Origin of the sequence: Psychromonas sp. 14N.309.X.WAT.B.A12 (assembly GCF_030397575.1) — a bacterium.
Lineage (GTDB): Bacteria > Pseudomonadota > Gammaproteobacteria > Enterobacterales > Psychromonadaceae > Psychromonas.
Genome location: NZ_JAPNXS010000003.1, coordinates 195670 through 210228 on the forward strand (window position 1 = coordinate 195670; position 14559 = coordinate 210228).

Below are 14559 nucleotides of genomic sequence, written 5' to 3' on the forward strand. Positions count from 1 at the left end.
TTATGTCAGAGCTCAATAGCGTGATTCCAATGACGGGATATCAAACAGCGAATATAGATAAACCAATGACGTCTGTTAGTCAGGTGATGGATAGTTTAACTCAAAATATTAGAGGTGAAAAAAAATTTACCGATGAGTATACGGAAACAGCAACGCCACTTAGTGCAGAAGAAATAGCCAAAACAGTACAAGAAATGAATGATTTTTTGCATGATATGAAACGTAATTTATCATTTTCAATAGATGATGAGTTAGGTAAAAGTGTCATTATTGTTAAAGATTCAGATAGTGATGAGGTGATTCGACAGATCCCTTCAGAGGAGTTAGTGGTCTTGCGTAAAAAGATGGATGACGTAGCCGGTATTTTATTTGATACTAAAGTATAAATAACTGCTGAATCTAATTAAAATTATGTTCAGTTGTAGTATTTAAAATACTATTATGGCTTAGTTTTTGCTTACTTTTATATATAAGTGTACAGCAAAAAAAACAGAGTAATGAGGAACAACAATGACATCGATTACATCAACAGGCCTAGGTTCTGGTCTTGATATTAATAACATCGTTACTGCCATTGTTGCAGCGGAAAAAGATCCCGCTGCTGCTTCCATATTAGCTGATACCACAGAAGCCACTGAAAAGATCTCCGCTTTTGGTACCATCAACAGTGCGCTCTCAGATTTCCAAGATTCCTTTGCTGATTTATCTCGTGCTTCCACCTTTTCTGCGACGAGTGCCACTAGTAGTGATGAATCGATCTTAACCACAACCTTGGGGCTAGGTGCTGAAACAGGTAGTTGGAGTTTTGAAGTTAAACAACAAGCTAAAGCACAAACCATCGCCTCTTCTCCCGATAAATCTTATTCTGAAGCGACTTCTCAAGTGGGCACAGGCATCATTAGTTTGAGTTATGGCACTTACAATGACGATGGCTCATTTTCTATTAACCCCAATAAACCTGTTGAAACCTTAACCATTGATGCTGAGAATAACTCTTTAGATAAGATGCGCGATACCATCAATGAAGGCGACTATAGCGTTTCCGCGTCATTAATTAATGACGGCAATAATTACCGCTTAGTGTTAATTAATAAGGAGACGGGTGAAGAAAATGCCATGCAACTAACCGTTGAAGATGATGATGGTATTAATAACGACGGTACAGGGTTATCAGCCTTTACTTTTACCAGCGACACTAAAAATATGCAGCAAACCTCTGTTGCTCAAAATGCAATAATGGTTATGGATGGGATTGAAATTAGCCGTCCAAGTAATAACATCACTAATGTGATTGAAGGTGTAACGCTGAATATTGCCGGTGAGACGGAACCAAACTCCAAAGTGTCACTTACTATTGTGCCTGATATGAGTACAGTAGAAGAGCAGATTTATGCTTTTGTTGAAAATTATAATGGCACTATTAAGCAAATGAATGCTTTAAGCAACTATGGAGCAGATGTAAGAAGTAACGGTATTTTAAGTGGCGATTCAACGGTACGAAACATTAAAGGGCAAATGCGTGATATTTTAAACACTAACATCTCACATCTTGATGGTAGTGTGCGCAGTTTCGCCGATTTAGGTATGTTAACGAATCGTGATGGTACTTTAGCGTTAGACGCTGAAAAGTTAAATAAGATCATGAATACCGATATGCAAAGTGTTGCTGACTTCTTCACCGCTTCAGGTGGCGCGACAGATAGTTATATTGATTATGAGAGTAAAGGGCGCTCAACGGTACCTGGTTCTTATGATATTGCCGTAACAAAATTAGCAAGCAGAGGTGAATTAACTGCTTCATCTGCTATTTCTGTTCCCTTCAGTATTGATCAAGATAATGATAGTTTTAAAATGCGTTTAGATGGCTACTTATCTGGTGATATTGAGCTGGCTTCAAAAACCTATGACACTATTGAAGAGTTTACTACAGAGTTACAATCCAAAATAAATTCAGATCCTAATTTCGTCGAAAACAATTTAAATGTCAGTATTCTAGAAAATGCAGGCATGATTTCTATTGTTTCTAATGCTTATGGTTCTATGTCTACAGTCGCAATAACCGAGATAGAAGATCCTAGTTTCTTTTCTTCACAGTTAGGTTTAACGGTTGCGGGCGGAGTCGCTGGTGAAAATGTTGAAGGGTTAATTGATGGAAAAGCCGCGTCAGGTCGAGGCCAATTTTTAGAGTCAACAGAGGGCAAGTCAAAAGGGTTAAAAGCCGAAGTCACAGGCGGGGAGCTAGGAGATAGAGGTAAGATATCCTATTCTCAAGGCATTAGTTCAATGCTCAATAGTATGCTCGATGGCATTATTGACTCTAATGTAAGCTCGTCGGACGGTGATATCGATGTCAGTGGCTCTACTATTGATACTAAATTTGATTCTCTATACAAACAAATTGGTTCGTTGCAGGAAGAAAAAGAGAGTTTAACCTTCCGAATGGAGAATCTAGAAGAGCGCCTATATTCACAATTTAATGCCATGGATACCGCTGTTTCTAATCTCAATTCCATGAAAGACTATTTGAAATCTGCCTTAGATGCGCTGCCAGGGTATACGAAAGAGAAATAAGCTCAACTAGCCGTTAGGCAGGAGAGTGCCGCACATAACTATTGTGCGACTAAAATCAGTCTAATCCATTAAATATGTTCTCTATATCTTGTGTATAAAAAGTGTAAGTGACATAAATAATGGTTGTCTTTATGAAACTTACCACACAGAAATATGTAGTTATAAGCTGTTAAATAACGCTGCGAGGAGTAAGTAAATATTATTTATAAGCTTTTATCTTTTTCTTATTTCGCTGTAGGATAAGCGATTTTTCCTTAAGATCTAGACTGATACCTTCAGCTCTCTGTTGCAATGTATTAAGACTTTCTTGCAGCCGTTTAAGTGGGGCAATCACATCTAGTAATTGCTCCTCTGTATAGCTATCCACACAAGTTTTTAGTTGATTTCCAAAGATCTCTTGCTGTTGCAAAAACTGCTCATATTGTTGTTCATCTAATAATTTATGAAGGTGCTTTTCCGATTCTAGTAACCTATCGATACTTGCTTGTACATTGGTCATGAGGGCCTACTGAATGATTAACGATTATATTGTTGACGTATATCTAATGGAATCCCATCCCAACCAGATTTAATTTCAGTAATTAATTTAAGTACTTCTGTTAATGGCTCAGCATCATTTTGACGATTTGCTTGATTAACTCGGCGGATCATATAAGCGTATAAGTCATAAAGGTTAGTGGATATTTCCCCGCCTTTTTCCATGTCTAAACTATTTTGTAATTCGCCAATAAGCCCAATCACTCGTGTCAGCATAGTATTTCTATTTTCAATTTCTTTACGCTCTATAGCCCCTTTGGCACCGGCTAAGTTTCCCTGTATATGCTGCATGATCAAAGAGACTAAAGTATGAGGATCTGCTTGCTCAATGTTATTCATATTCGAGTTTTTATATTGTTGAAGCGAACGACGCATATTACTTTCCTTGCTAAAAAACAGTTAATCTATGATATTTTTATGTATGTCTAATATTAAAAAACAACAATTGATAGTTGCAGCTATTTTATTTAGCAGCAATTTTGCCTATTTTAGTGCTAGACATGCTTTGTAACATATTTCAAAAGCCAGTTTTATGACTTATTAAGATTTATAGCAATACTTAAGCAAAAATCAGGCCTATTCTATAGCTTATATGGTTAAAATATTTTTCTATGTATACTATTCAACCATATAATAATTATTTTAAGTGTCATTTTACGGTCATTGTCATCTTTTTGACGATTTTACATGCAATAATAAAAAATTACTCTACACTAAGAGGTAGTTTAATTTTTATGGATATTAATTATGCAGCAACGAGCTTCAATTTATTTAGTCGATACCACAACGGAACAAACAGCAATATTAGAAACCGTTTTACAATTTGTTGGGGAAACTTATCAAATTATAAGTATTGAAGATCTCGAAAAGCAGTTAGCTGAAAGTCCTGCCCTAGCAATTATATATGGTGACCAAGCGAGTCATCTTGATGCTGCACTATTACGCTTCCCCAAAGTCCCTTTTATTAGCTTTTCTGGAGATGTAACAGATCTCGATAGCAACCATATTGGTGTGCTAAGTGTGCCTATTGTTTATTCTGAATTAACGCAATTGTTACATTACTGCCAAAACTTCTTGAATCCTAATCATCAGTTAAGCAAAGCCAATAAATATTTGATTACGTCTTTAGTTGGTAAAGGGCGTCGTATTCAAGAGATTCGTTATCTAGTTGAGCAGGTGGCGGAAAGTAACGCTAATGTATTGGTGTTAGGGGAGTCGGGTACAGGAAAAGAAGTTGTCGCTCGAGCAATACATGAAGTATCAAACCGTAAAAAAGGTCCATTTGTTCCTGTTAACTGCGGTGCTATCCCTGCTGAGTTGTTAGAAAGTGAATTATTTGGCCATGAAAAAGGAGCCTTTACCGGTGCATTTTCTTCGCGTAAAGGACGTTTCGAATTGGCAGAAGGCGGTACATTATTTTTAGATGAAATTGGTGATATGCCAATGCCAATGCAAGTCAAGTTGTTACGCGTATTACAAGAGCGCACTTTTGAGCGTGTTGGTGGAACCAAGTCGATTCAGGCTGATGTAAGAGTAGTAGCTGCTACACATCGCAATTTAGAAGAAATGATTATCGAAGGAACTTTCCGAGAAGATCTTTTTTATCGTTTAAATGTCTTCCCGATCGAAAAACCTGCTTTACGTGATCGGCAAGAAGATATTCCTCTATTACTACAGGAGCTTTTATCTCGTTTAGAGGGTGAGCATAAGGCTACATTACGCTTTACTCAGCGTGCATTAGACTCATTAATGCAGCATAGCTGGCCGGGGAACGTCCGTGAATTATCTAATTTATTAGAGCGTCTATTGATTTTACACAGTAATAAAATCATTGATATTACCGAGTTACCAGTCAAATACCGTTATTCGGATAATCAAGGTGAAGTGCTAGATCAAGTACAATATAGTGTGGAACAAGAAGAATTAATGGAGCGTGATGCTTTATCTGGTATGTTTGGTGGTACACCTATTTTATCTGATGAAAGTGAAGCAGAGGAAGAGTCATTGGGGTTTTTAGGGCATTTACCAGCTGAAGGGATGAATTTAAAAGATAAGCTGGTGGAGTTTGAAATTGAGATGATTCGACAAGCGATCGATTCGCAAGATGGTGTGGTGTCACATGCCGCAGAGTTATTGTCAATGCGTCGTACGACTCTGGTTGAAAAAATGAAAAAATATGGCCTGAATAAAGAAATGTAATCTCGTTAATTAACCTTATTTGAGTTTCCTAGAACCGTACTCTTTAGTACGGTTTTTTTATTTTTAATACTGTCATTTTTATGGCGATTTATTTTTATCTACTTGTAAATTAATAGGATTTTTTGGTTGGCATAATAACTGCTTAGTACTGGTATCTGTACTTGTTTATTAGGTGTCGCCATGACCATATCGCAATCAACTCAAGAATCATCGTTACAAACAGAAAGCTATGTAGGGGAACTAGAGCAACTTCGTGCTCAGGCTAACTACATGGATCAGTTGTACAATGAATTACCTTCTGGTTTGATTGTCATTGATGGCAATGGAATCGTTGAACAAGCTAATCGTGTTGCGATACAACTATTAGGGGAGCCATTAGAGAATATGCCTTGGAGGGATATTATCAAACGCTCATTCAGCCCTAAAAATGACGATGGTCATGAAATATCCTTAAAAAATGGTCGCCGTATTCAGCTTTCTATCTCTTCATTAGAGGGGCAACCAGGGCAACTTATCCTACTGACTGATTTAACGCATACTCGCCAATTACAAGAGCACGTCGCGACCTTAAAGCGCTTGTCTTCATTAGGAAAAATGGTGGCGTCATTAGCACATCAAATCCGAACTCCTTTATCAGCAGCCATGTTATATGGTGCTAATTTAGCGAATAAAACACTTAATGAAACTGCTCGTGCACGCTTTCAAGGTAAGTTGATGAATCGTTTACAAGACTTAGAAACGCAAGTGAATGATATGTTGTTATTTGCACGTAGTGGTGAGCAAAAAATTGTAGAAGAGGTATCCGTTGCTGCCCTGTTAGAAGAAGTTAAGAATGCCAGTGATGCGATGATGTTGAGTGTCTCTGGTAATCTGCAATGCAAATTACCAGATCCAGATTTGTTTATATTAGCGAATAAAAATGCGCTCACTAGTGCGATGACCAATTTGATTTCAAATGCCGTAGAAGCAACCGGACAAGGTGCTCATTTGTATATTGGTGCGATACAGCGAGGTGAAGATAAAATTGAAATTTCAGTGATGGATAACGGACCTGGTATCGAAAAACAACGCTTAGCTAAAGTGATGGAAGCTTTTTATACCACTAAATCGCAAGGTACTGGATTAGGCTTAGCGGTGGTGCAAGGTGTGGTTCAATCCCATAAAGGGACTGTTGAAGTTAAATCTGAAGTCGGGAAGGGCAGTTGTTTCACTCTGGTGCTACCACTTCATCGTGTGCAATTAAGTAAAGTGGTAGGAGCGTAATGATGAATCATAATAAATCACAAGGTAAATTATTAGTTGTAGAAGATGATGCTGGATTACGCGAAGCCTTAATTGACACATTATTATTGGCTGGTTACGACTGTCAAGAAGTCGACAGTGCTGAATCAGCATTGATAGAGCTCGGCAAATCAACCTTCGATCTGGTCGTCAGTGACATTCAAATGGGAGGAATGAGTGGTTTAACCCTGCTGCAAAACATTAAAAGCAAATACCCAGAAACACCTGTGTTATTGATGACGGCCTATGCCACCATTGACGATGCGGTAAAAGCAATTCGTGATGGTGCAATAGACTATTTGGCAAAACCTTTTTCTCCGGAAGTCTTATTAAACCAAGTAAGTCGTTATGCGCCTGTGCATAAAGTGCCTTCTTGTACACCAGTATTTGGCGATCCTTCTACAGCTGCCTTATTAAGTGTGGCAGAAAAAGTCGCAGCAACAGATGCGTCAGTAATGATCACTGGGCCAAGTGGATCAGGTAAAGAAGTGTTATCACGATATTTACATGATAAGTCTGCACGTAAAGATAATCCTTTTATTGCGATTAACTGCGGCGCTATTCCTGAAAACATGCTGGAAGCGACTTTGTTTGGTTATGAAAAAGGCGCATTCACTGGTGCGATTCAAGCTTGTCCAGGTAAATTTGAACAAGCACAAAATGGTACGATTCTATTAGATGAAATAACTGAAATGCCGCTTGAATTACAGGTTAAGTTATTACGCGTATTACAGGAGCGAGAAGTAGAACGTTTAGGAGCCCGTAAAACGATTAAATTGAATATTCGTGTATTAGCAACAAGTAACCGAGATCTTAAAAAAGCCGTAGAAGCAGGTGTTTTTCGAGAAGATTTATATTATCGCCTTAATGTATTCCCATTACAGTGGTTACCTTTACATCAACGTAAAGGTGATATTTTACCTTTAGCAAAGCATTTACTTGCTGGTCATGCCACTGACCAAGGGCTACCGATTCCTCAGCTATCTGAACAAGCACAACAGTTGTTAATTAACTATATCTGGCCGGGTAATGTCCGCGAATTGGACAATGTCATGCAACGAGCACTTATTTTGTCCGTGGGGGATATTATTGAGTGTGAAACGTTAATATTGGAAGATCAGCAATTTGAACATATATTGCAACCGACATTAATAGATGCACCGGTTTTTTCTGTTACGGATAATGCTGCACCTATGCACAAAAAACAGGCTCAATCGGAACTTATAGCCAGTGATGATGGGTTAGGGCAAGGGTTGAAGCAACAGGAACAAAAGATGATCTTGGATGCGTTACAAACTTGTCGCGGTAAACGTAAAGATGTTGCTGAATTATTAGGGATAAGTCCACGAACATTACGTTACAAAATTGCACGTATGAAAGAACAAGGAGTTGCCTTACCCGCTTAGTACTTTGAAGATAAGCTATGTTAATTATAAATAATTACTGAAACGAGAGATTACGACAGTTTATGTCTTGAAAATAAGAACTATTATCAATAGAATGGTGTGAAATTAATTCACTACTTATTTAAAGGAAGAAATATGTCTATTAAAAAAGGCCTAACTATTTTACTTGCTGGTGCCTCTGTATTAACTAGCTCGCTCTCTTTTGCAGCGGAAGAGGTCAATGTATATTCTTATCGCCAGCCCTTTTTAATTGATCCCATGATGAAAGAGTTCACTGCTGAAACAGGTATCAAAGTGAATATTTTATTCGCTAAAAAAGGTTTGATTGAGCGTATTAAACGCGAAGGTCAATTATCGACAGCTGATATAATGTTAACTTCAGATTTCAGCCGCTTAGCACTATTCACTGAAGATGGTTTAGCTCAACCAGTGGAAAGTAAAATTTTAGATAAAAATATCCCTGCTAAATTCCAAGGCGAAAATAAGCAATGGTTTGCACTTACTAGTCGAACTCGTAATATTTATTCTTCTGTTGAACGTGTTGGCCCTGCTCCTGATATTACTTATCAAGACCTTGCTACGCCGGCTTTTAAAGGCAAAGTGTGTATGCGTTCAGGTAAACATCCGTACAATGTTTCTTTATTAGCTTCTATTATTGCTCATGAAGGTGAAGCTAAAGCTAAAACATGGTTAGAAGGTTTAAAAGCTAATTTAGCTCGTAAACCACAAGGTAATGACCGTGCACAAGTGAAAGCAGTTAAAGAAGGGTTATGTGATTATGCATTAACTAACAGCTATTACCTTGGTAAAATGCTAAATGATCCAAAACAAGTATCTTGGGCTGAATCAGTGCATATTAACTTCCCTAATCAAGCAACAACTGGTACTCATATGAATGTCAGTGGCGTTGCGTTAGTTAAGCATGCTCCTCACAAAGAGAATGCTATTAAATTGATGGAATTCTTATCAGGTGATGTTGCGCAAAAAATGTATGCTGAAATTAATTACGAATACCCTGTTAAAACTGGTGTAAAAGCATCAGAATTAGTTGCATCTTGGGGAGAATTTAAAGAAGATGAGATTAAATTATCAGAGGTAGCTGCACAACATAAAGCAGCTATTAAGTTACTGGATGAAGTGAAATTTGATCTCTAAATCGTTCAACCCATACAAGTTACTGCCTTGGGCAGTAACTTGTATTTTGTTATCCCCTGTTCTTGCTATTTTTTTAAACGCTTTCAGCTTCGATGAAAGTGGTAGTTTTGAACACCTTCTAAATACCGTATTACCTACCTATATTAGTAATTCTGTCCTAGTTATCGTTTCTGTTGTATTGATTAGTATTGTTTTTGCCCTGCCTTGTGCGTGGTTTGTTGCTTGCTGTGAATTCCCTACTAGGCAAAAGTTGCAATGGATTTTAATGCTACCTTTAGCCATGCCACCTTATATTGTAGCCATTGTATATACAGACTTATTAGATTTTGCCGGTCCTGTTCAGCTTGCTTTACGAGGCTGGTTTGGTTGGCAGTCAATTGATGATTATTACTTTCCTGATATCCGTACCTTGTTTGGTGCTTCATTTATTTTAGCGTTATCACTTTTTCCTTATTTGTATTTGTTGTTACGCGGGGCTTTTTTAACTCAGTCTGCCGGCTTATTTCAAGCCGCGAGAACATTAGGTTTATCGCCTTATCGTGCCTTTTGGAGGGTTAGTATTCCTCTTTCACGATCTGCGATGGCAGTGGGTATTTCATTAATCGCAATGGAAACATTAGGTGATTTTGCTACTGTTAATTATTTTGCAGTGCATACACTAACCACTGCTATTTATGATACCTGGCTCGAGTTAGGTAGTTTAACAACTGCAGCGAAGATATCGTCACTGATGTTATTAGTTTTAGTTATCTTGATCTCATTAGAAAATTATAGCCGTCGTAAACAGCAAGTTTATCAACGTAATAGTAGCGGCAGTACGGATTTGCGTTTTTATTTAACGGGATGGAAAAAGTGGGGCGTTTTGCTCTTCACTTGGTCTTTATTGGGCTTATCTTTATTTATCCCGATCGGTACTTTAATCTATTATGCTTTTCATTATTTTAGTGAATCATTAAATGACCAATTATTTAGCTATACCCTAAATAGTTTATGGTTAGCCTTTTTAGTTGCCATTTTGGCACTGCTGGTGGCCCTTATTGTTAATTTCTATCAGCGTTTAAGCCCAGGAGTCTTTGCCAAGTCTAGTATTCGTTTATCTTCGTTAGGGTATGCTGTTCCAGGCACCGTGGTTGCTATTGGCGTATTAATACCACTGACGAGTCTTGATCTATTATTAAATGATCTGTTAATTAAATGGGATGTATCACCGGTAGGGTTAATCTTTTCTGGGTCATTAGTCATTTTAGTGCTGGGTTATTTAGTGCGTTTCAGTGCTATCGCTGTCGGTAGCGTTGACAGTAGCTTAGTACAAGTGCCGCCTTCATTGGATTTAGCGTCTAGAACCCTAGGTAATGGACCTGCAAAAACGCTGTGGCGTGTTAATATCCCGCTGATAAAAAAAGGTTTATTAACCGCTTTTATTCTAGTGTTTATAGAATCAATGAAGGAATTACCTGCGGCGTTATTATTGCGCCCCTTTAATTTTGAAACATTGGCTACTTATGTATACCAATATGTCTCTGATGAGATGATAGAATACGCCGCTTTACCAGCGTTAATGATTATTGCATTAGGCTTAATTCCATTTATTGTAGTGAACCGTTTGTTGGAGCAAAAGCATTAATGAGTGCGTTAAATATTCAAAATTTAAGTTGTGCGTATCAAAAAACGCCTGTATTGGCGGAATTAGATCTCACTTTAGAAAATAACGAGATTGTTTGTCTTTTAGGTGAGAGTGGCTGTGGGAAGACAACTTTATTACGAGCGGTTGCAGGATTACAAGCTGAGCTTACCGGAAATATTAGTATCCAACAAAAAGTACTGAACGACCCACAAATCAATATGCCACCAGAGCTTAGAAAAATAGGGCTTATTTTCCAAGATTATGCGTTGTTTCCGCATTTAAATGTATTTGATAATGTGGCCTTTTCCTTGGCAACTAATATGCCTAAAAGTGAAAAGCAACAACGTGTTGAAGAAGTGTTACATTTGGTACAACTCAGTGAAATGGGCAAACGTTTTCCACATCAATTGTCAGGTGGGCAGCAGCAGCGCATTGCTATCGCACGTGCATTAGCTTATCAACCTGATTTGATGCTATTGGATGAGCCTTTCTCTAATCTGGATCAGCACGTTCGTTTTCAGCTCATTCATGAAATTCGTCATCTGTTTAAGCAACGTCAAATGAGTGCTTTATTTGTTACTCACTCTAAAGAGGAAGGTTTTGCCTTTGCTGATCGTATTGCATTGATGAAGTCGGGGAGAATAGTGCAAATCGATACCCCACAAAAGTTATATCGAGCACCTAATTCAGCTTATGTTGCCGACTTTATGGGACAGGCGAATTATATTGGCTTGAGCATACTAGATGATTACAGCTATCAAAGTTGTTTTGGTGTGCTATACACGCAAGGTAAAATAACACAACCTAAAGAAGCAGAATTACGCCTTTTATTAAGACCTGAACATATCGATATCACACCTGATGAAAGTGGTGAGGCTGTTGTTAAGCAAGTCGCCTTCCAAGGATCTTCTCAGCAGATCACTGCGCAATTTTCAGGGCAGGACTTTTTGATTAAGTACAGCAATCATACTTGCGATAGTGTTTTCTTCCAAGAAGGGGATAAAGTAACTTTAAGCTTACTGAACCATGACTTTGTTGTGTTTGCTGATTAAATCTGTGATTAACTTTTTAATCTTTAGTTTATCACTTAGTAAAAAGCCAGTGTTTAGAGCACTGGCTTTTTACTATGGTTCTTGATCACATGCTGAGTCTTATGTACTTGGACTTAATTCATACATTAGGCTAGTTTTTAAGGCGTCTTCCTGTTCCTTAGTTAACGCATCACCTTCAACAGTGGAAACGATGAACAAATCTTCTGCTCTCTCACCAATCGTAGTAATTTTTGCTGTATCCAACATTAAACCATGCTCTACAAATACTGTGCCTATATTCGCTAGGATACCTGGTGCATCAAAGGCAACCACTTCAATTTGTGTGCGTTTGCGGCGTGTAGGTAAAAAGGTAATTTGAGGTTCAAATTTAAAAGGCCTTTTTACTCGCTCTAAACGAATAATATTAGAGTTAACTATGTGGGGCTTTAATAATGTATCAATGATCGCTTCTTTTACGCGTTGGATCTTATCAACATCAATATGCTCACCATCTTCTTCTAATACAGTAAATGTGCTGAGTGAATAATTATCACGGCTCGATAGAATTTTTGCATCCTGTACACTGAGTTTTTTATTATCTATTTCAGTAACCACTGATGAAAACAGCGTTCGAATATCTTTACTATAAACAAATATTTCACTACCACGTGTGTTTTCGGTGCTAATTAATACCAAAGGACGCTCGTGATCTTGATGTGCTAACAAATGCTTAGTATGCCAACAGATTTGTGCCGAGGTATAACGGAAAAAATAGTTAAGTCTAAAGCGTTTCCATAAAGGGCGAACTTGCGCTTCACTAATACCTTGCTCGGCTAAAATGGCTAGGGCTTTAAATTGGCGATCTCGAATTCTGTCTCGAACATCAGGCGGGTTTTCTAAACCACGGCGTAACATGGTTAAAGTCTTATAGTATAAGTCACGTAATAGGGACGCTTTCCAGCTATTCCACGTATCTTCATTAGTCGCACAGATATCAGCAACAGTAAGGCAATAAAGTAAATTAAGGTGTTTCTCATCTCTTACTGTTTTAGCAAATTCAATGATCACATTAGGATCACTAATATCACGGCGTTGTGCCGTTACTGACATGGTTAAATGATGTTCAACTAACCAAGCCACTACTTTGCTTTCATAGCGGGTTAAACCATGCAAACCACAAAATGCTAAAGCATCAACAGCACCTAATGTAGAGTGATCTCCCTGTTGACCTTTGGCGATATCGTGGAAAATTGTCGCTAAAAACAGTAGTTCTGGCTTTTCTAAGTTCTTGAATATTTCGTGAGCTAAAGGATGCTCAACTTTACTATTAGGGTAATTATTAATTAACTTAGCAAGTTTGTGTGTATGTGCATCTACTGTATAAGCATGGAATAGGTCAAACTGCATTTGCCCCACAATACGGCTCCATTGTGGTATATAAGCAGCCAATACTCCATGTTCATACATTAAAGTAAAAGGTAAGCCCATGCCTCGAGGATGCTTGATAATCTCCATAAATACCGAACGGCACTCCGGGATATTTTGTAGCCAATGGGTCAAACATCTACGTGCTTCACGTAACTCTCTTAAGGTTGCTGAGTAGATGCCTTTGATACGTGTATCATCTGCGATATGAACAAATAATTGAATAATAGCTTCTGGGTTTTCTTGAAAATAGCCCGAGGTGGTCAATTCAATTTTATTTCCGCGAATTCTAAAGTGTTCGTCAATTTCATGAAACTCTGTTGCAACATTACCTAAGATCGCTTCATCAAAGTATTGTAATAGCATTTCATTAAGCTCTTTAACGCGACGAATGGTTTGATAGAACATTTTCATCATCTGTTCTACGGCTTCATTACGTTGTCCGGTATAACCTAATAACTTGGCTACATCACTTTGAAAATCAAATAATAAGCGGTTATCTGGACGGTTAGTCACGGTATGCAGAGCAAAACGAATTGTCCATAATTGCGATTGGCAGTCACTGATTTCATGGTATTCAGCTTGGGTAATATAACCGTATGAGGTTAGTTCTAATAAGCTTTGTGCATCAAAATGGCGTTTAGAAACCCAAGCGATGGTTTGAATATCTCGTAAACCACCACAACCATTTTTAATATCAGGTTCTAGTGTATAACCGTCACCTCGGCAATTTTTATGGCGACCAAACTGCTCTTCTTTTTTGATGGTGAAAAACTTATCCGATGGCCAAAAGTCATCTTCAGCAATCACTTCTTGTAGCTTATCAAAGGTTTGTTGGTTACCTTTTAATAATCGAGACTCGATCATGCTGGTGGCAATAGTAATATCTGCTTTGCCTTGCTCGATGCAATCTTGAATGGTGCGTACGCTATTACCTACATCGAGCTTTAAATCCCAGAGCAAGGTGATTAACTGGCCTATTTTTTCTTCAGAAGCTTGGCTAAAACCATGGTCTGAGAGTATTAATACGTCAATGTCAGACTTTGGATGTAACTCACCTCGGCCATACCCTCCAACTGCTAATAAACTTAGATCGTAACTTTCATCTAGTCCCACTAGATCCCATAGTCGACCCAGTAGTTCATCCACATACAGTGCACGCATAGCTACAATATCGTTAATATGTTGTTTAGCCTTAAACTGTTCAAGTTGCCAGTCAGAAAATGCTTGGAGATGATTTTTGAGAAAAGGAATCGTTAGATCTTGTGGTTGAATATTTATCGGAGAATATTGTTCAAAGTCCATTTAAAGCCTCGATATTATAGCCCGC

Annotated in this window: 11 protein-coding genes; 8 read left to right on the forward strand and 3 right to left on the reverse strand. The window is 38.0% G+C overall.

The window, feature by feature from the left end; genetic code table 11:
• The first annotated feature begins 2 nt into the window (after positions 1 to 2).
• Together OW492_RS05765 and fliD are read left to right on the forward strand one after the other, a co-directional pair.
• The gene (locus OW492_RS05765) at positions 3 to 386 is read left to right on the forward strand and encodes a flagellar protein FlaG (RefSeq protein ID WP_290038984.1); all 384 of its coding nucleotides are present in this window, start codon (positions 3 to 5) and stop codon (positions 384 to 386) included.
• A gap of 124 nt (positions 387 to 510) precedes the next feature.
• On the forward strand, positions 511 to 2571 hold the full coding sequence (fliD, locus tag OW492_RS05770; RefSeq protein WP_290038985.1) for a flagellar filament capping protein FliD: 2061 nt from the start codon (positions 511 to 513) through the stop codon (positions 2569 to 2571).
• A 199-nt stretch (positions 2572 to 2770) separates the two neighbouring features.
• Here fliD and OW492_RS05775 read toward each other — a convergent pair whose 3' ends face one another.
• The gene (locus OW492_RS05775; protein WP_290038986.1) at positions 2771 to 3070 is read right to left on the reverse strand and encodes a hypothetical protein; all 300 of its coding nucleotides are present in this window, start codon (positions 3068 to 3070) and stop codon (positions 2771 to 2773) included.
• A 17-nt stretch (positions 3071 to 3087) separates the two neighbouring features.
• Entirely contained in the window at positions 3088 to 3483 is a 396-nt protein-coding gene (gene fliS / locus OW492_RS05780; RefSeq protein WP_290038987.1) for a flagellar export chaperone FliS, read from the reverse strand.
• Between the two features lie 372 nt (positions 3484 to 3855).
• Between fliS and OW492_RS05785 the strand changes: the two genes are divergently transcribed.
• The 6 genes from OW492_RS05785 to OW492_RS05810 all read left to right on the forward strand — a co-directional run bounded on the left by OW492_RS05785 (position 3856) and on the right by OW492_RS05810 (position 11825).
• Positions 3856 to 5307 carry a sigma-54 dependent transcriptional regulator gene (locus OW492_RS05785; protein ID WP_290038988.1) on the forward strand — a complete coding sequence of 484 codons (1452 nt, stop codon included), beginning with the start codon at positions 3856 to 3858 and terminating at the stop codon, positions 5305 to 5307.
• 180 nt (positions 5308 to 5487) lie between these two features.
• Complete coding sequence (locus tag OW492_RS05790; protein WP_290038989.1) at positions 5488 to 6570, forward strand: ATP-binding protein; 1083 nt, start codon at positions 5488 to 5490, stop codon at positions 6568 to 6570.
• Positions 6570 to 7994, forward strand: coding sequence for a sigma-54 dependent transcriptional regulator (locus OW492_RS05795; protein ID WP_290038990.1), 1425 nt, complete (start codon positions 6570 to 6572; stop codon positions 7992 to 7994). Before OW492_RS05790 ends, OW492_RS05795 begins: the two co-directional genes overlap by 1 nt.
• 135 nt (positions 7995 to 8129) lie before the next feature.
• Positions 8130 to 9149: a Fe(3+) ABC transporter substrate-binding protein gene (locus OW492_RS05800; protein WP_290038991.1), complete on the forward strand. Its 1020-nt coding sequence runs from the start codon at positions 8130 to 8132 to the stop codon at positions 9147 to 9149.
• A complete protein-coding gene (locus OW492_RS05805) occupies positions 9139 to 10773 on the forward strand; it encodes an iron ABC transporter permease (protein WP_290038992.1) in 1635 nt (544 codons plus the stop codon). Before OW492_RS05800 ends, OW492_RS05805 begins: the two co-directional genes overlap by 11 nt.
• Positions 10773 to 11825, forward strand: a complete 1053-nt coding sequence (locus OW492_RS05810; RefSeq protein WP_290038993.1) for an ABC transporter ATP-binding protein — start codon at positions 10773 to 10775, stop codon at positions 11823 to 11825. The genes OW492_RS05805 and OW492_RS05810 overlap by 1 nt, the downstream gene beginning before the upstream one ends.
• A 99-nt stretch (positions 11826 to 11924) precedes the next feature.
• Here OW492_RS05810 and glnD read toward each other — a convergent pair whose 3' ends face one another.
• Positions 11925 to 14534 carry a [protein-PII] uridylyltransferase gene (gene glnD, locus OW492_RS05815; protein WP_290038994.1) on the reverse strand — a complete coding sequence of 870 codons (2610 nt, stop codon included), beginning with the start codon at positions 14532 to 14534 and terminating at the stop codon, positions 11925 to 11927.
• Between the last annotated feature and the right edge of the window lie 25 nt (positions 14535 to 14559).

Bases quoted from the DNA above. Each gene is read 5' to 3' on its own strand.
- OW492_RS05765 (WP_290038984.1), top strand. From the start codon at position 3: ATGTCAGAGCTCAATAGCGTGATTCCAATGACGGGATATCAAACAGCG.
- fliD (WP_290038985.1), top strand. From the start codon at position 511: ATGACATCGATTACATCAACAGGCCTAGGTTCTGGTCTTGATATTAAT.
- OW492_RS05775 (WP_290038986.1), bottom strand. From the start codon at position 3,070: ATGACCAATGTACAAGCAAGTATCGATAGGTTACTAGAATCGGAAAAG.
- fliS (WP_290038987.1), bottom strand. From the start codon at position 3,483: ATGCGTCGTTCGCTTCAACAATATAAAAACTCGAATATGAATAACATT.
- OW492_RS05785 (WP_290038988.1), top strand. From the start codon at position 3,856: ATGCAGCAACGAGCTTCAATTTATTTAGTCGATACCACAACGGAACAA.
- OW492_RS05790 (WP_290038989.1), top strand. From the start codon at position 5,488: ATGACCATATCGCAATCAACTCAAGAATCATCGTTACAAACAGAAAGC.
- OW492_RS05795 (WP_290038990.1), top strand. From the start codon at position 6,570: ATGATGAATCATAATAAATCACAAGGTAAATTATTAGTTGTAGAAGAT.
- OW492_RS05800 (WP_290038991.1), top strand. From the start codon at position 8,130: ATGTCTATTAAAAAAGGCCTAACTATTTTACTTGCTGGTGCCTCTGTA.
- OW492_RS05810 (WP_290038993.1), top strand. From the start codon at position 10,773: ATGAGTGCGTTAAATATTCAAAATTTAAGTTGTGCGTATCAAAAAACG.
- glnD (WP_290038994.1), bottom strand. From the start codon at position 14,534: ATGGACTTTGAACAATATTCTCCGATAAATATTCAACCACAAGATCTA.